Genomic DNA, 17302 nt, shown 5'->3' on the forward strand with positions numbered 1-17302 from the left:
GACCGCCACTATATATAGCGGGGCCAAAGCTGAGCGCAGGGCCATCGGAGATGTGCAAAAGCACCACTCCGGGCTGCGGCAGCACCACGCTTTTTGCGTTCGCTCCCTCGAGCGGGCGCCTTCATCGTCGACGTGATAAACGTCGGCTCGATACGCCCAACAGTGTTTTCAGGCGTCTGTCGCCTTCACTTACCGAATTTCAGGAATTTTCCAATCCATGGGTAAATCGCTGGTCATCGTGGAATCCCCGGCCAAGGCCAAGACCATCAACAAGTACCTGGGCAGCCAGTACGTGGTGAAGTCGAGCATCGGCCATATCCGCGACCTGCCCACCAGCGGCGGGGCGGCTACCAAGGAACCTGCCAAGCGCGGCAAGGCAGCAGCAGGCGAAGCGCCGGCGCTGTCGCCGAAGGAAAAGGCCAAACGCCAGCTGTTCGCGCGCATGGGCGTCGACCCGGAGCACGGCTGGAAAGCCAAATACGAAATCCTGCCTGGCAAGGAGAAGGTGGTCGAGGAACTGCGCCGCTTGGCCAAGGAAGCCGACACCATCTATCTCGCGACCGACTTGGATAGAGAGGGGGAGGCCATCGCCTGGCACCTGCGCGAATCCATCGGTGGCGATGACAGCCGCTACAAACGCGTGGTGTTCAACGAGATCACCAAGAAGGCCATCCAGGAGGCGTTCTCCGCCCCGGGTGAGCTGGACATCAACCGTGTCAACGCTCAGCAGGCGCGCCGCTTCCTGGATCGCGTGGTGGGCTACATGGTTTCTCCGCTACTGTGGGCGAAGATCGCCCGTGGCCTGTCGGCCGGTCGTGTGCAGTCGGTAGCCGTGAAGCTGGTGGTCGAGCGCGAGAAGGAAATCCGCGCCTTCGTGCCTGAAGAATACTGGGAAGTGCACGCCGACCTGGGTACCGCCAAGGATGCCCAGGTGCGCTTCGAAGTGGTTCGTGAGAACGGCGCCGCCTTCAAACCGCTGAACGAAGCCCAGGCCATGGCCGCGCTGGCGACCCTCAAGGCGTCGAGCTACAGCGTCGCCAAGCGCGAGGACAAACCGACCAGCAGCAAGCCGACTGCGCCGTTCATCACTTCCACCCTGCAGCAGGCCGCCAGCACGCGCCTGGGCTTCGGGGTGAAGAAGACCATGATGATGGCCCAGCGTCTCTACGAGGCCGGCTACATCACCTATATGCGTACCGACTCCACCAACCTGTCGGCCGACGCCATCGAGATGGTGCGCGGCTTCATCGACAAGGAGTACGGCAAGAAATACCTGCCGGAGAAGCCCAACTTCTACTCCAGCAAGGAAGGCGCCCAGGAGGCGCACGAAGCGATTCGTCCTTCTGACGTCAACCTGCGTCCGACCCAGCTGTCGGGCATGGAACGTGATGCCGAGCGTCTGTACGAGCTGATCTGGCGCCAGTTCGTGGCCTGCCAGATGCCTCCGGCCGAGTACCTGTCGACCACCGTGACCGTCAACGCCGCACAGTTCGAGCTGCGTGCCAAGGGCCGCATCCTCAAGTTCGACGGTTACACCCGTGCCCAGCCGCAGCTGAGCAAGCCGGGCGACGACGCCGTACTGCCGGAAATGAAGGAAAGCGAGTCGCTCAAGCTGATCAAGCTCGATCCTAGCCAGCACTTCACCAAGCCGCCGGCGCGCTATTCGGAAGCCAGCCTGGTCAAGGAAATGGAAAAGCGCGGCATCGGCCGCCCGTCGACCTACGCGGCGATCATTTCCACCATCCAGGACCGCGGCTACGTGGCGCTGCACAATCGCCGCTTCTATTCCGAGAAGATGGGCGACATCGTCACCGAACGCCTCAGCGAGAGCTTTTCCGACCTGATGGACTACGGCTTCACCGCCGGCATGGAAGAGAACCTCGATGACGTCGCCCAGGGCGAGCGCGAGTGGAAGCACCTGCTCGACGAGTTCTACGGCGACTTCAAGAAAAAGCTCGAAGTGGCGGCCGACGGCGACAATGGCATGCGTGCCAACACGCCGACCCTGACCGACATTCCGTGCCGCGAATGTGGCCGGCCGATGATGATTCGTACCGCGTCCACCGGCGTGTTCCTCGGCTGCTCGGGCTACGCCCTGCCGCCGAAAGAGCGCTGCAAGGCGACCATCAACCTGGTGCCGGGCGACGAGATCGCTGCCGATGACGAAGGCGAATCCGAATCGCGCGTGCTGCTGGGTAAGCATCGCTGCCCGATCTGCGCCACGGCGATGGACGCCTACCTGCTGGATGAAACCCGCAAGCTGCATATCTGCGGCAATAACCCGGATTGCGCGGGTTACGAAATCGAGCAGGGCCAGTTCCGCATCAAGGGTTACGAAGGCCCGAGTCTGGAGTGCGACAAGTGCGGCAGCCAGATGCAGCTCAAGACCGGTCGCTTCGGCAAGTTCTTCGGCTGCACCAACAGTGAGTGCAAGAACACCCGCAAACTGCTGCGCAACGGCGAGCCTGCGCCACCCAAGATGGACGCGGTGAAGATGCCGGAGCTCAAGTGCGAGAAGGTCGACGATACCTACGTGCTGCGCGACGGCGCCTCGGGGCTGTTCCTGGCTGCCAGCCAGTTCCCTAAGAACCGCGAAACCCGTGCGCCGCTGGTGCTCGAGCTGTTGCCGCATAAGGACGAAATCGATCCGAAGTACCACTTCCTGATCGATGCGCCGGCCAAGGATCCGGAAGGCCGCGCAGCGGTCATCCGCTACAGCCGCAAGACCAAGGAGCAGTACGTGCAGACCGAAGTCGATGGCAAGCCCACCGGCTGGAAGGCGTTCTTCGACGGCGGCAAGTGGAAGGTCGAAGACAAGCGTTGATCCGTACCGGGTGCCCCCTCGCGGCGTGCGCCCGGCGCCATCTGGAGAATGCAAATGGCTGGCGAGCTGTATACCCGCACCAATCAGAAGATCTTCTATGCCGGGCTGTCTCTGGAATCCTGGCGCAAGGCTGAGGAAGGCCGGGCGATGAATGCTCAGGCATTGGTGCAGGCCGAGCGCGAAGCCACGCTGTTTCATCTGTACGGCGCGCTGCTCGGGCTGTGCCATGAGATCGCCGGTTTTTATCGCTTGCCCAACAGCAGCGCCGCGCGTGCCGAGGTGCTGCTGGACCGGCAGAACCTCGATGGCGCGCCGAGCCCCGAGCTGGCTGAGCTGGTCGAGCTGGCGGCAAATCGTGACGCTTGGCTGGGGCAGTTGCTGGCCGCACACGCCGAGCTGTTCAAGCCGCCGCGCCCGCCACGTGAGCTGAAAGGCGAGCCCGGCGCTTCGGCGTTGATCCAGGCGGTGAGCGTCGATGAGCAGGCGCCACAGCTGGCGCGTGAAACCCTGGAAAACTGGCGGCAGGAACTCAAAGCCCTTGCCCAGCGTTTTCGTGAAGGCCTGAGCGAGTGGTGAGCACCGCCTGTCGCTGATTGAAAGTCCGTTGGCATCTGGCAGGTTTTTCGCCAAGCCATCGGGCGGACTGGCTGTTACACTGTACGGCCTTTTGCGGCACGCCTCCTTGAGGTACTGCCCTTCGTGGAGAATCCGAGTCATGCCTACATCCTTCCTTGAGATCGTCGAACTGCCCGATGGGCGTATTGCCCTGCGTCGAGCCGACGATGAGGAAGCGCTGGTGGTGCTGGATTTCTCGGAAGATGCCAAGGCCTTCCTGCAGGGTCAGCACGTGGAGGTCGCCAAGGCGATGCTCAACGTCGGTGTGCAGATGGCAGGTCGAATGGCCGAAGGCGATTTCGAGCACGAAGAAGACGAACAGCCGCGGGTACTTCATTGACAGGCATTGGCCTGAGCGAGCCCAGATAAACAAAAGGCCAGCAGATGTGCTGGCCTTTTGTTTATCTAGTCGATCGTTACGCCGCCAGATTTCAACCCAGGCTGATATTCAGGCTCTGCGCTTTGCCGGTACGTGCCGCTGTTTCCAGTTGCTGGCGGGCGTGCGAGGGCAGGGGATGCAGCCAGCTCACCACGGTGTGGCTGCGGCCAAGCTTCAACGCTTCCTCGGCCAGCTGCAGCGCACTCTGGTTGCGGCGCGGCTGCAGCAGCAGGATACGTTCGCGGTTCAGGCCGGCCTCGCGTAGCCAGTTCTGGGTCAGGCTGGCGGGCGGGGCGATCAAAGTCAGCCAGCGTTCGTCATCCTTTTCGCTCAGTTCCCGCAGCATGGGCGCCAGTAGCGTCAGACAATGGCCGGCTGCACCACGCAGCGACACTTCGCTGAAGGTGGTTTCCTGGCTTGCCGGTTCTTCTACGGCTGCGAGGGTCGAGGCCAGAAAGGCATCGAACAGGGGCAGCTGGTTACGGCTCAACGACTGGGGGAACTGCATGACGCCTCCAATTAGCGGCGGATGACGCCGACACTTAAACCTTCAATGACCAGATCCTGCTCTTCCAGATTCACCTTGATCGGGGCGAACTCCGGGTTTTCCGCCAGCAGCCACACGGTGTTGCCTTCACGCTTGAAGCGCTTGACCGTCACTTCATCGTCGATACGTGCTACCACCACCTGGCCGTTACGCGCCTCGCTGGTGGTGTGCACTGCCAGCAGGTCGCCATCGATGATGCCGATATCCTTCATGCTCATGCCGCGCACGCGCAGAAGGTAATCGGCTTTGGGGCGGAAGAAGTCCGGGTTGATCCGGCAGGCTTCCTCTATATGCTGCTGCGCGAGGATTGGCGCGCCGGCGGCGACGCGGCCAATGACCGGCAGGCCGTCTTCCTCCTCCTGCTGATTGGGCTCGAAGCCCGGAATGCGAATGCCGCGCGAGGCGCCTGGAGTCATTTCAATGGCGCCCTTGCGTGCCAGGGCCTTGAGGTGTTCCTCGGCGGCGTTGGGCGATTTGAAGCCCAAGGCTTGCGCGATTTCCGCGCGGGTCGGGGGATAGCCATTGTCTTCCAGGCACTGCTTGATGAAGGCGAGAATTTCACCTTGGCGGGGCGTCAGCTTGATCATGTGAGGCGCTCTGGCTTTTTATACAGTGACTGGGATTATATACAGTAAGGCGTGCTTGGCAATCGCTTGATGCGTACCACCTGGATTTATCGGCAAGCAGCGGATGATCGGTTGTCGGCATAGCGCAACCGGGAGCCGGGTTGCGTGCGACGCTATCGCCAAATGATGACTGAGCATCCAGAATACGCCTTGCGCGGCTTGACAGTAGCATGCGCTGAAACGTATGTTTCAAACACTTGTTTGTCTGGTGGATGTTATGGCGCAATCGGAAACCGTTGAACGCATTCTCGACGCTGCGGAGCAGTTGTTCGCGGAGAAGGGCTTTGCCGAAACGTCGCTGCGCCTGATTACCAGCAAGGCCCTGGTCAACCTGGCCGCCGTCAATTATCACTTCGGCTCCAAGAAGGCCCTGATCCAGGCGGTGTTCTCGCGTTTTCTCGGGCCATTCTGCACCAGCCTGGAGCGTGAGCTGGACAAGCGCCAGAGCAAGCCGGGCGTCACCTTCAGCCTTGAAGAGCTGCTCGAGCTTCTGGTCGAGCAGGCCCTGGCGGTCAAGCCGCGCAGTGGCAACGATCTGTCGATCTTCATGCGTTTACTGGGCCTGGCATTCAGCCAGAGCCAGGGGCACCTGCGTAAGTACCTCGAAGAGGTCTACGGCAAGGTATTCCGCCGCTACATGTTCCTGGTCCATGAGGCCGCTCCTGGTATTCCGCCGCTGGAGCTGTTCTGGCGCGTGCACTTCATGCTCGGGGCGGCGGCGTTCAGCATGTCCGGCATCAAGGCGTTGCGCGCCATGGCCGAAAGCGACTTTGGCGTGGACACCTCCATCGAGCAGGTGATGCGCCTGATGGTGCCGTTCCTGGCCGCCGGCATGCGCTCGGAGAGTGGCGTGACCGATCCGCGCCTCGCCTCTGCGCAGCTCATTCCTCGCCACAAAAGCCCGCCCATCATCAAGCCTTGAGTCGGGGGCATCGCTTGCCCACGGCTCCTGGCTGCCCCTAAGCTAGCGTCCTTCGAGATAACCGCCCACGGCCCGGAACTCTGGGTTACACCAATGTCCCATGGGCGTGAAGCTTCTATTCAAGGAATACGCGTTGTGACGACTCCCCTGTATGGCTCCCTGATGGTGGACATCGCCGGTACCTGGCTGACCGCCGAAGACCGCCAGTTGCTGCGCCAGCCCGAGGTGGGCGGCCTGATCATCTTTGCCCGCAATATCGAGAACCCGCGCCAGGTCCGTGAGCTGTGCGAGTCCATTCGCGCGGTGCGTCCCGATCTGCTGCTGGCGGTGGACCAGGAAGGCGGTCGCGTTCAGCGCTTGCGACAGGGCTTTGTGAAGCTGCCGGCCATGCGGGCGATTGCCGGTTGCGCCGACGCCGAGCAACTGGCCCGCCAGTGCGGCTGGTTGATGGCCACCGAAGTGTTGGCGGTGGGGCTCGATCTGAGCTTTGCCCCGGTACTGGATCTGGACCACGCGCGCAGCGCGGTGGTTGGCCATCGCGCCTTCGAGGGCGATGCCGAGCGTGCCACGCAACTAGCCGGTGCCTTTATCCGCGGCATGGCAGAGGCGGGCATGGCCGCTACAGGCAAGCATTTCCCTGGCCATGGCTGGGCCGAGGCCGACTCCCACGTGGCGATTCCTACCGATGAGCGCAGCCTGGAGGAAATGCGCCAGAACGATCTGCGCCCGTTCGCCGCGCTGAGTCGCGATCTGGCTGCTGTGATGCCGGCCCACGTCATCTATCCGCAGGTCGATGATCAGCCGGCCGGCTTTTCGCGTCGCTGGCTGCAGGACATCCTGCGCGGTGAGCTGGGTTTCGACGGGGTGATCTTCAGCGACGACCTTTCGATGGCCGGCGCTCACGTGGTCGGCGATGCGGCCAGTCGTATCGAGGCGGCGCTGACTGCCGGCTGCGACATGGGCCTGGTATGCAACGACCGGGCGGCCGCGGAACTGGCCCTGTCGGCCGCGCAGCGACTCAAGGTGGTGGCGCCCAAGGGCCTGGCGCGCATGCGTCGGCGGGCCTTTCCGGGTGTCGACTATCGCCAGGATCCGCGTTGGGCGCAGGCGCTTTCGGCGCTGCGGGCTGCGCAGTTGGTGGAGTGAGGCGAACTTCCGCCTAGTGGCGGGAGCAGCCATTTGCAGCGGTGGGCTGAAGCCCACCCTGCAGATCGTGCCAGCCTCGTAGGGTGGGCTTCAGCCCACAAATATGAGCAGTAAGTTTCAAATAGCAGCACGACCGTCCGCTTCTGCTTCACAGCAGTCGCTTAAGCGATGTCTTAAATCGCCCATGCAACAAACAATCAGGGCCGCTTATGCGGCCCTGATCATTTTCAGCTCTTCACCGTCGCCAGCAGCCGCTCCAGCAGCGCTTCCAGCGTATTGAAGCGTTCCTCGGCGCGCTCCATCGGTACCGAGAAGCGGAACAGTGTGGCGCCCTCAAACTTGTAGCGGTTCGGCGCGCTCTGGATCAGCTTGATCAGCGTCAGCGGATCGACCGGTGTCTCCGCCGCGAATTCGATGCGTCCGCCCTGCGGGCCCGCATCGATCTTCTTGATGCCCAGCCGCTCGGATTGCAGCTTGAGCAGCGTGATGCGCACCAGGTTCTTGGTCGGCTCGGGCAGCAGGCCGAAGCGGTCGATCATCTCCACCTGCAGTTCCTTGAGACCGTCCTCGTCGGTGGCATTGGCGATGCGCTTGTAGAGGATCAGGCGGGCGTGCACGTCCGGCAGGTAGTCCTCGGGGATCAGCGCCGGCACCCGCAGGTTGATTTCCGGCCCGCCGCCCAGGGGCTGGTCGAGATTCGGCTGCTCACCCTTGCGGATCGACTTGACCGCACGTTCGAGCATTTCCATGTACAGGGTGAAGCCGACCGCCTGAATCTGCCCGCTCTGGCCGTCGCCGAGTAACTCGCCGGCGCCGCGGATTTCCAGGTCGTGGGTGGCGAGCACGAAGCCGGCGCCCAGGTCCTGGGCGTTGGCAATGGCCTCCAGGCGCTTCTGCGCATCGTCGGTCATCTGCTTGCGTGGCGGGGTCAGCAGGTAGGCGTAGGCCTGGTGGTGGCTACGGCCAACGCGACCGCGCAACTGGTGCAGCTGGGCCAGGCCGAACTTGTCGGCGCGCTCGATGATGATGGTGTTGGCGCTCGGCACGTCGATGCCGGTCTCGATGATGGTCGAGGCGATCAGCACGTTGAAGCGCTTGTGGTAGAAGTCGCCCATCACCTGTTCCAGCTCGCGCTCGTTCATCTGCCCGTGGCCGATGCCGATGCGTGCTTCGGGCACCAGCTCGGCCAGATCCGCCGCGCATTTCTCGATGGTTTTCACGTCGTTGTGCAGGTAATACACCTGGCCGCCGCGCAGCAGCTCACGCAGCAAGGCTTCCTTGATGGTCGGCTTGTTCTGCTCCATGACGAAGGTGCGCACCGACAGGCGCCGCGCCGGCGGCGTGGCGATGATCGACAGGTCGCGCATGCCCGACACGGCCATGTTCAGGGTGCGCGGGATCGGCGTGGCGGTCAGGGTGAGAATGTCCACCTCGCTGCGCAGGGCCTTGAGGGCTTCCTTCTGGCGCACGCCGAAACGGTGTTCCTCGTCGATGATCACCAGGCCGAGGTTCTTGATCTTGACGTCGTCTTGCAAGAGCTTGTGGGTGCCGATGATGATGTCGATCTTGCCTTCGGCCAGCTGCTCGATGGCGGCGCTGACTTCCTTGGCGCTCTTGAAGCGGCTCATCACCTCGACGGTCACCGGCCAGTCGGCGAAGCGGTCGCGAAAGCTGTTGTAGTGCTGCTGGGCGAGCAGGGTGGTGGGCACCAGAATCGCCACCTGGCGGCCGCCGTGCACGGCGATGAACGCCGCGCGCATGGCCACTTCGGTCTTGCCGAAGCCGACGTCGCCGCACACCAGGCGATCCATCGGCTTGGCGGCGAGCATGTCTTCGCGCACCGCCTCGATGGCGCTCTGCTGGTCCGGCGTCTCCTCGAACGGGAAGCCGGCGCTGAAGGTTTCGTAATCGGCCTTTGGATCGCGGAACGCGTAGCCTTCACGGGCGGCGCGGCGTGCGTAGATGTCGAGCAGCTCGGCGGCGACGTCGCGTACCTGCTCGGCAGCCTTGCGCTTGGCCTTCTGCCAGGTTTCCGATCCCAGCCGGTGCAATGGCGCCAGGGCGTCGTCGCTGCCGGTGTAGCGGGCGATCAGGTGCAGGCTGGCCACCGGCACATAGAGCTTTGCTTCCTCGGCATACATCAGGGCCAGGAACTCGGCGGCCTGGCCGTCGAATTCCATGGTCACCAGGCCCAGGTAACGGCCTACGCCATGGTCGATATGCACCACCGGCGCGCCTTCGCGCAGCTCGGTGAGGTTCTTGATCACGTTGTCGCCGGCATCGCGAGTCTTCTCGCGGCGGCGGCGCTGCATGATGCGCTGGCCGAACAGCGGGCTCTCGGCGATCAGCGCGATGTCTTCGAGCTGCAGACCTTCATCGAGCGGCGCGATGGTGATGCCCAGGCGCTCCTTGCTCGCGCAGAACTGCGGCCAGCCTTCGACTTCCTTGGGCTTGAGCTTGAGGCGGGCAAGCAGTTCGAGCAGCACCTCGCGGCGCCCGGCGGACTCGGCGCAGAACAGCACGCGGCCCGGGTATTCCTCGATGAAACGGCGCAGAGCAGCCAGCGGCTCGCTGGTCTTGGCCTGGATCGCCAGGTCGGGCAGAGCGCTGGCCTCGAAACGGGTGCGGCCGACGCCTGGTTCGATGTCTCCCGGGCTGATCACCACCCGGGGCCAGTCCTTCAGGCGGGCGAAGCAGTCCTCCACTGGCAGGAAGATATCGGCCGGCGGCAGCAGCGGACGCTCAGGGTCGACACGGCGTTCGTCGTAGCGGTTGCGGGCGTCCGTCCAGAACTGCTCGGCGGCCTTCTCGATGCCCGGCAGCGAGAACACCTGGGTGTCCTGGGGCAGGTAGTCGAAGAGGGTGGCGGTTTCCTCGAAGAACAGCGGCAGGTAGTACTCGATGCCCGCCGGGGTGATGCCGGTGGACAGATCCTGGTAGATCGGGCAACGGCGGAAGTCGACATCGAAGCGCTCGCGGAAGCGCCCGCGGAAGTCGGTGACGGCTTTCTTCTCCAACGGAAATTCGCGGGCCGGCAGCAGCTTGATCGATTCGACCTTGTCGATCGAGCGCTGGGTTTCCGGGTCGAAGGTGCGCAGGGTTTCGATCTCGTCATCGAACAGGTCGATACGGAACGGCTGCTTGCTGCCCATGGGATACAGGTCGATCAGCGCGCCGCGCACGGCGAACTCGCCATGTTCGTAGACGGTATCGACATAGCGATAACCCGCCGCCTCCAGGCGTGCGCGCATCTCATCGACATCGATGCGCTGGCCGACGTCCAGCACCAGGCTGCTGCCCAGCAGGAAACGCTTCGGCGGCAGGCGGTGCAGGGCGGTGGTGATCGGCACCACCAGCACGCCATGGCTCAGCGACGGCAGGCGATAGAGTGCCGAGATGCGCTGGGAAATGATGTCCTGGTGCGGCGAGAACAGGTCGTAGGGCAGCGTTTCCCAGTCCGGGAAATGCAGCACGGGCAATTCCGGCGCGAAGAAGCTCAGTTCCTGCTCCAGGCGCTCGGCGCTCTGGCTGTCGGCGGTAAGCAGCAGTGTGAAGCGTTTGGCGGAGCTGGCCGCCTCGGCGATGGCCAGGCTCAGCGCGGCACCGGGCAGGTTGCCCCAGTGTTGTTTACCGGCGGTGGCCGGCAAGGACGGCAGACGCAGTACAGGCACGGGTGGCTCGCGATTGGTAACGATTTGGCCCCCGATTGTAACTATCCGCGAGGATGACTGTCAGTGTTTCGACCGCTGCAGATTGCCGACCCACAGCCGGGTCGTCATAATGTAGCCCCTTTTTTCAGCCCCTACATGTGGAAGGTATTGCCGTGACTCAGAAGCCCGACCAGTGTCTTGGTGAATGGATTGACCGTGAAGCCCTCGCCGAGGCGATGATTCCGCTGATTGGTCAGCTGTACCGCAACAACAACGTGGTGCTGTCGATCCATGGCCGCAGCCTGATCAACCGCTCGGTCATCGAGATTCTCAAGGCGCACCGCTTCGCCCGTCACCGTCAGGCTGACGAGAGCGGCCTGGCCGTGCATGACACCTACGCCGTGCTCAAGGCCATGAGCGAGCTCAAGCTGGGCGCTGCTTCCGTCGATCTGGGCAAGATGGTCGGCAAGTTCAAGGCTGAAGGTAACGGCCGCAGCATCGAGCAGTTCGTCAAGAATGAGCTGGCCGAGGTCGTCAATCAGCAGAACGCTTCGCCGCGCAAGGGCACTGATGTCGTGCTGTACGGTTTCGGCCGTATCGGTCGTCTGCTGGCGCGCATCCTGATCGACCACACCGGTGGTGGCGATGGCCTGCGTCTGCGCGCCATCGTCGTGCGCAAGGGCTCCGAGAACGACCTGGTCAAGCGCGCCAGCCTGCTGCGCCGCGACTCGGTACATGGCAAGTTCAATGGCACCATCACCATTGATGAAGAAAACAGCACCCTGACCGCCAACGGCAACCTGATCCAGGTGATCTACGCCAAGGATCCGTCGGCCATCGACTACACCCAGTACGGCATCAAGGACGCACTGCTGGTCGACAACACCGGCGTATGGCGTGATGCCGAGGGCTTGGGTCAGCACCTCAAGTGCCCGGGCATCGACCGCGTTATCCTCACTGCGCCGGGCAAGGGCGCGCTGAAGAATATCGTGCATGGCATCAACCATGGCGAGATCACCGCCGATGACAAGATCATCTCGGCGGCCTCCTGCACCACCAACGCCATCGTGCCGGTGCTCAAAGCCGTCAATGACCAGTACGGCATCGTCAATGGTCACGTCGAAACCGTTCACTCTTACACCAACGACCAGAACCTGATCGACAACTTCCACAAGGGCAGCCGTCGTGGCCGTAGCGCCGCGCTGAACATGGTCATCACCGAAACCGGTGCGGCTACCGCTGCAGCGAAGGCACTGCCGGTGCTCAAGGGCAAGCTGACCGGCAATGCGATCCGCGTCCCGACGCCGAACGTGTCGATGGCTATTCTCAACCTGAACTTGGAAAAGGCCACCAGCCGCGAAGAAATCAACGAGTACCTGCGCCAGATGGCCATGCACTCGGACCTGCAGAAGCAGATCGATTTCGTCAGCTCCCAGGAAGTGGTTTCCACCGACTTCGTCGGCTCGCGCCACGCCGGTGTGGTAGACGCCGAAGCCACCATCGCCAACGACAACCGCGTCGTGCTGTACGTTTGGTACGACAACGAGTTCGGCTACAGCTGCCAGGTGATCCGTGTGATGGAAGACATGGCCGGGGTCAACCCGCCTGCGTTCCCGCGCTGATCGCAGCGCACCTCGCGACATCAGATGGGAGCCTTCGGGCTCCCATTTTTTTGCCTGCCGTTTTGGTGCAGCCGCTCAATGTCGAAGCCGGAGGGCAGAGTGGTGCGGCGTTATGTCGCTGCTTGGCGAGCCGGCCTGCGTTAAATTCTTGTTGCGTTCTGTAACGGAAATCCGAAAAAAGCCGGCCGCCCGGGTGGCTTCCCGTTGTCGCATAACTCTATAATCCCGGCGATTTCTCTCCCGCGTTCGACATTGATCCACGCCAATAGCGATATTGGGGTGCGTCTTGCTTTGTGACCGAAGGTTTGTCGGGCGTCATTCGAAAATTTATAAGCTCAGTGGTTAGGCAAACCTATGATCAAAATAAAACGTGGGCTCGATTTGCCCATAGCAGGCGCGCCGGCTCAGCAGATCGATACATCGAGACCGGTGCGCAGCGTGGCTGTCATAGGCTTCGATTATCACGGGATGAAGCCCACCATGGCGGTACAGGTGGGCGACCGGGTCAAGCTGGGCCAGGTGTTGTTCTCCGACAAGCGTTCGGAGGGTATCCACTACACCGCGCCAGGCGCTGGTGTGGTCAGCGCGATTCACCGCGGTGAAAAACGCGTGCTGCAGTCGGTGGTCATCGACCTAGATGGCGACGAGCAGGAAACCTTCGCCCAGTATCCGGCCGCCCAGCTGGCTAGCCTCGATGCGGCTCAGGTTCGCGACAATCTGCAGCAGTCTGGTCTATGGACGGCGCTGCGTACCCGCCCGTTCAGCAAGGTGCCAGCCGTCGATGCCGTGCCGAGCTCGATCTTTGTCACCGCCATCGACACCCATCCGCTGGCCGCCGACCCGGCACCAATCATTGCCGAGCATGCTGCCGATTTCGAAAGCGGCCTCAAGGTGCTGGCGCGACTGGGCAAGGTGTTCCTGTGCAAGGCGCCGGGCGTGAGCCTGCCAGGCGAACAGGTGGAAGGCGTGCGTAGCGAGGTATTCGCCGGGCCGCACCCGGCTGGGTTGCCGGGCACCCACATTCATTTTCTGGATCCGGTCAGTGCCAGCAAGAGCGCCTGGACGATCAACTATCAGGACGTGATCGCCGTCGGCAAGCTGTTCACCACGGGCCAGCTGTGGGTCGAGCGCGTGGTCGCGCTGGCCGGGCCGGTGGTCGAGCGTCCACGCCTGCTGCGCACCCGTCTGGGCGCCAACCTCACCGAACTGACCGCAGGCGAATTGGCGCCGGGCGAGAATCGGGTGATCTCCGGCTCGGTACTTGGCGGCCGCACCTCGCGCGGCGCCTGTACCTACCTGGGGCGCTATCACCTGCAGGTGTCGTGCCTGGCCGAAGGCAATGAGCGCGAGATGCTGCATTACCTGCGCGCCGGGGTGAACAAGCACTCGATCCTCAACGTCTTCGTCTCCAAGCTCAATGCTGCCAAGCGCTTCGCGTTCTCCACCAGCACCAATGGCAGCCCGCGCGCCATGGTGCCGGTCGGCAATTATGAAGAAGTGATGCCGCTGGACATCCTGCCCACCCAACTGCTGCGCTCGCTGATCGTCGGTGATACCGAGATGGCCCAGCAGCTCGGCTGCCTGGAGCTGGACGAGGAAGACCTGGCGCTGTGTACCTATGTGTGTGCCGGCAAATACGAATACGGTCCGATCCTGCGCGATTGTCTGACCCTCATCGAGAAGGAGGGCTGAGCGTGAGCGTGCGTGATTTCCTCGACAAGATCGAACACAACTTCGAAAAAGGCGGCAAGTACGAGAAGTGGTATGCCCTCTACGAGGCCGTGGACACTTTCTTCTATCGCCCCGGCAGCGTGACCAAGAGCACCGCTCACGTGCGTGACGGCATCGACCTCAAGCGCATCATGATCACCGTGTGGGCCTGTACCTTCCCGGCGATGTTCTTCGGCATGTGGAACACCGGCTACCAGGCCAACCTGGTGTACGCGCAGAGCCCTGACCTGCTGGCTGCTCAAGAAGGCTGGCGCTTCGCATTGATCGGTGCGCTGGGCGGCTTCGACCCGAGCAGCCTGTGGGACAACTTCATTCAGGGCGCGGCGTACTTCCTGCCCGTGTACCTGACGGCGTTCATCGTCGGTGGTTTCTGGGAAGTGCTGTTCGCCTCCATCCGCCGTCACGAGGTCAACGAAGGCTTCTTCGTCACCTCCGTGCTGTTCGCGCTGATCCTGCCGCCGAGCATTCCGCTCTGGCAGGTCGCGCTGGGCATCAGCTTCGGCGTGGTGATCGGCAAGGAAGTGTTTGGCGGTACCGGCAAGAACTTCCTCAACCCGGCTCTGGTCGGCCGCGCTTTCCTGTTCTTCGCCTACCCGGCGCAGATTTCCGGTGACGGCGTATGGACTGCGGTAGATGGTTACGCGGGGGCCACGGCGCTGGCCACCATCGGCGGCAGCGGTGTTGATGGTCTGATCAGCGACGGCCTGACCTGGACTGATGCCTTCATCGGCCTGATGCCAGGCTCGATCGGCGAGACCGGCACCCTGGCGATTCTGCTCGGCGGCGCGGTATTGCTGATCACCAAGATTGCCTCCTGGCGCATCGTCAGCGGCGTGATGATCGGCATGATTGCTACCGCCACGCTGTTCAACGCAATCGCTTCGGACAACAACCCGCTGTTCGCCATGCCCTGGTACTGGCATCTGGTCACCGGGGGCTTCGCCTTCGGCATGATCTTCATGGCCACCGACCCGGTGTCGGCGTCCATGACCAATACCGGCAAGTGGATCTTCGGCATCCTCATCGGCCTGTTGGTGACCATCATCCGCGTGGTCAACCCGGCGTTCCCGGAAGGCATGATGCTGGCGATCCTGTTCGGCAACCTGTGTGCGCCCCTGATCGACCACTATGTGGTACGGGCCAACGTCAAGCGGAGGCTGGCACGTAATGTCTAAGTTGAGAGAAACACCCGTCCGCACCCTGGTAGTGGCATTGGTTATGTGCCTGGTGTGTTCCATCGCCGTATCGGCGGCGGCGCTGATCCTGCGGCCGGCCCAGCAGGAAAACGCATTGGTCGACCGTCAGCGTGCCGTGCTGGAGATTGCCGAACTGTGGCAGCCCGGCATGTCCAGTGACGAAGTGCGTGAAGTGTTCGCCTCGCGCGTGACGCCGCGTCTGGTCGACCTGCGCACCGGCGAATACAGCGACGCCTTCGACCCCCATACCTTCGATCAGAACAAGTCGGTTGCCGATGGCTCGCTGGCCAGCCAGATCCCGGAGGACAAGGACATCGCGTCGATCCGCCGTCTGGAACACTACGCAGTGGTCTATCAGATCGAGCAGAACGGCGAGCTCGAGCGTCTGGTGCTGCCGGTGCGGGGTTATGGCCTGTGGTCGACCATGTACGGTTTCGTTGCACTGCAGAGCGATCTGGAAACGGTTGCCGGTATCGGCTTCTATCAGCACGGCGAAACGCCGGGCCTGGGTGGCGAGATCGATAATCCCAACTGGCAGGCCAAGTGGGTTGGCAAGAAGGTTTACCAGGATGGAGAGCCGACCCTGCGCGTGATCAAGGGCAGCGTCAACCCGCAGAGCCCGCAGGCTGATTACCAGGTCGACGCCATTGCTGGCGCGACGCTGACCGGTAACGGCGTGACTCACATGATTCACTTCTGGCTCGGCGAGGACGGCTTCGCGCCGTTTCTCAAGAAGCTGTCCGCAGGGGAGGCTTGATCCATGTCCAAACCCACCATGAAAGAGTTGCTGCTCGATCCGATTCTCAACAAGAACCCGATCGGGCTGCAGATTCTCGGTATCTGTTCGGCACTTGCAGTCACCTCCAGCCTCAGCACCGCCCTGGTGTTGTCGGTGGCCTTGACGCTGGTAACCGGTTTTTCCGGTTTCTTCATTGCCCTGGTCCGCAACCAGATTCCAAGCTCGATTCGCATGATCGCCCAGGTGGTGATCATTGCTTCACTGGTCATCGTGGTCGATCAGTTCCTCAAAGCCTACGCCTACAGCCTGAGTCAGCGGTTGTCGGTGTTCGTCGGCCTGATCATCACCAATTGCATCGTCATGGGCCGCGCCGAAGCCTTCGCCATGTCCAACCCGCCGCTGGCCTCGTTCGTCGACGGCATCGGCAATGGTCTTGGTTACAGCGCCATGCTGGTGGCACTGGGCGTGGTGCGTGAACTGTTCGGCGCCGGCTCGCTCTTAGGCGTGGAAATCATGCATACCGTCAACAATGGCGGCTGGTACCAGCCCAATGGCTTGCTGCTGCTGCCGCCGTCGGCGTTCTTCCTGATCGGTCTGTTCATCTGGGCACTGCGTAGCTACAAGAAGGAGCAGGTCGAGAAGGTCGAGTACCGCATGGCGCCGCAGGTGAAGAACGAGGAGGCTTACTGATATGGAACATTACATCAGCCTGTTCGTCCGCGCGGTGTTCATCGAGAATATGGCGCTGGCGTTCTTCCTGGGCATGTGCACCTTCCTGGCGATTTCCAAGAAGGTCGAAACGTCCCTGATGCTCGGCCTGACGGTCATCGTGGTGATGATCATCACCGTGCCGCTCAACAACCTGCTCTACGTCTACCTGCTCAAGGAAGGCGCGCTGAGCTGGGCCGGCATGCCGGATACCGACCTGAGCTTCCTCGGCCTGATCTGCTACATCGGCCTGATCGCCGCGGTGGTACAGATCATGGAGATGGTGCTCGACAAGTACCTGCCCGCGCTCTACAACGCGCTCGGTATCTTCCTGCCGCTGATCACCGTGCACTGTGCCATCTTCGGCGGCACGCTCTTCATGGTCGAGCGCGACTACAACTTCACCGAGAGCGTGGTCTATGGTGCCGGTGCCGGGGTGTCCTGGGCGCTGGCGATCGTACTGCTGGCCGCTATCCGCGAGAAGCTCAAGTACAGCGATCCACCCGCCGGTCTGCGCGGTCTGGGCCTGACCTTTATCACCGTTGGCCTGATGTCGCTGGGCTTCATGTCGTTCTCCGGCGTACAGCTGTAAGGGGT

Annotated in this window: 14 protein-coding genes; 11 read left to right on the forward strand and 3 right to left on the reverse strand. The window is 62.6% G+C overall.

The features are described from left to right. Positions 1-217: 217 nt before the first annotated feature. From topA to FB481_RS04990, 3 genes are all read left to right on the forward strand, one after another. Complete coding sequence (gene topA, locus FB481_RS04980; RefSeq protein WP_093501806.1) at positions 218-2824, forward strand: type I DNA topoisomerase; 2607 nt, start codon at positions 218-220, stop codon at positions 2822-2824. A gap of 54 nt (positions 2825-2878) precedes the next feature. After that, positions 2879-3400: a DUF6586 family protein gene (locus FB481_RS04985; RefSeq protein WP_093501804.1), complete on the forward strand. Its 522-nt coding sequence runs from the start codon at positions 2879-2881 to the stop codon at positions 3398-3400. A gap of 139 nt (positions 3401-3539) precedes the next feature. Beyond that, on the forward strand, positions 3540-3779 hold the full coding sequence (locus tag FB481_RS04990; RefSeq protein WP_027910358.1) for a hypothetical protein: 240 nt from the start codon (positions 3540-3542) through the stop codon (positions 3777-3779). A gap of 91 nt (positions 3780-3870) precedes the next feature. Here the strand turns inward: FB481_RS04990 and sulA are convergent, their stop codons facing one another. Then, positions 3871-4326 (reverse strand): SOS-induced cell division inhibitor SulA, encoded by a 456-nt coding sequence (gene sulA / locus FB481_RS04995; protein ID WP_093501802.1) that lies wholly within the window; start codon positions 4324-4326, stop codon positions 3871-3873. A gap of 11 nt (positions 4327-4337) precedes the next feature. Next, positions 4338-4952, reverse strand: a complete 615-nt coding sequence (lexA, locus tag FB481_RS05000) for a transcriptional repressor LexA (protein WP_013792002.1) — start codon at positions 4950-4952, stop codon at positions 4338-4340. Positions 4953-5208: 256 nt separating this feature from the next. Here lexA and FB481_RS05005 point away from each other — a divergent pair, with 256 nt between their 5' ends. Further along, positions 5209-5913, forward strand: a complete 705-nt coding sequence (locus FB481_RS05005; RefSeq protein WP_093501798.1) for a TetR/AcrR family transcriptional regulator — start codon at positions 5209-5211, stop codon at positions 5911-5913. A 147-nt stretch (positions 5914-6060) separates the two neighbouring features. After that, a complete protein-coding gene (gene nagZ, locus FB481_RS05010) occupies positions 6061-7059 on the forward strand; it encodes a beta-N-acetylhexosaminidase (protein ID WP_167363115.1) in 999 nt (332 codons plus the stop codon). Positions 7060-7286: 227 nt separating this feature from the next. On the opposite strand, the gene mfd is transcribed toward nagZ, so the two are convergent. Continuing rightward, positions 7287-10730, reverse strand: coding sequence for a transcription-repair coupling factor (gene mfd, locus FB481_RS05015; RefSeq protein ID WP_093501794.1), 3444 nt, complete (start codon positions 10728-10730; stop codon positions 7287-7289). 152 nt (positions 10731-10882) lie between these two features. Between mfd and FB481_RS05020 the strand changes: the two genes are divergently transcribed. From FB481_RS05020 to nqrE, 6 genes are all read left to right on the forward strand, one after another. Next, complete coding sequence (locus FB481_RS05020; RefSeq protein WP_093501792.1) at positions 10883-12331, forward strand: glyceraldehyde-3-phosphate dehydrogenase; 1449 nt, start codon at positions 10883-10885, stop codon at positions 12329-12331. 354 nt (positions 12332-12685) lie between these two features. Continuing rightward, on the forward strand, positions 12686-14023 hold the full coding sequence (locus FB481_RS05025; protein ID WP_093501790.1) for a Na(+)-translocating NADH-quinone reductase subunit A: 1338 nt from the start codon (positions 12686-12688) through the stop codon (positions 14021-14023). A 2-nt stretch (positions 14024-14025) separates the two neighbouring features. Further along, a complete protein-coding gene (locus FB481_RS05030; RefSeq protein WP_147175254.1) occupies positions 14026-15237 on the forward strand; it encodes an NADH:ubiquinone reductase (Na(+)-transporting) subunit B in 1212 nt (403 codons plus the stop codon). After that, positions 15230-16015: a Na(+)-translocating NADH-quinone reductase subunit C gene (locus FB481_RS05035; protein ID WP_147175255.1), complete on the forward strand. Its 786-nt coding sequence runs from the start codon at positions 15230-15232 to the stop codon at positions 16013-16015. The genes FB481_RS05030 and FB481_RS05035 overlap by 8 nt, the downstream gene beginning before the upstream one ends. 3 nt (positions 16016-16018) lie before the next feature. Next, a complete protein-coding gene (locus FB481_RS05040; RefSeq protein ID WP_147175256.1) occupies positions 16019-16687 on the forward strand; it encodes an NADH:ubiquinone reductase (Na(+)-transporting) subunit D in 669 nt (222 codons plus the stop codon). A 1-nt stretch (position 16688) separates the two neighbouring features. Continuing rightward, positions 16689-17297: an NADH:ubiquinone reductase (Na(+)-transporting) subunit E gene (gene nqrE / locus FB481_RS05045; RefSeq protein ID WP_093501784.1), complete on the forward strand. Its 609-nt coding sequence runs from the start codon at positions 16689-16691 to the stop codon at positions 17295-17297. Positions 17298-17302 lie beyond the last annotated feature (5 nt).

Origin of the sequence: Pseudomonas sp. AG1028 (genome assembly GCF_007993955.1) — a bacterium.
Classification (GTDB): domain Bacteria; phylum Pseudomonadota; class Gammaproteobacteria; order Pseudomonadales; family Pseudomonadaceae; genus Aquipseudomonas; species Aquipseudomonas straminea.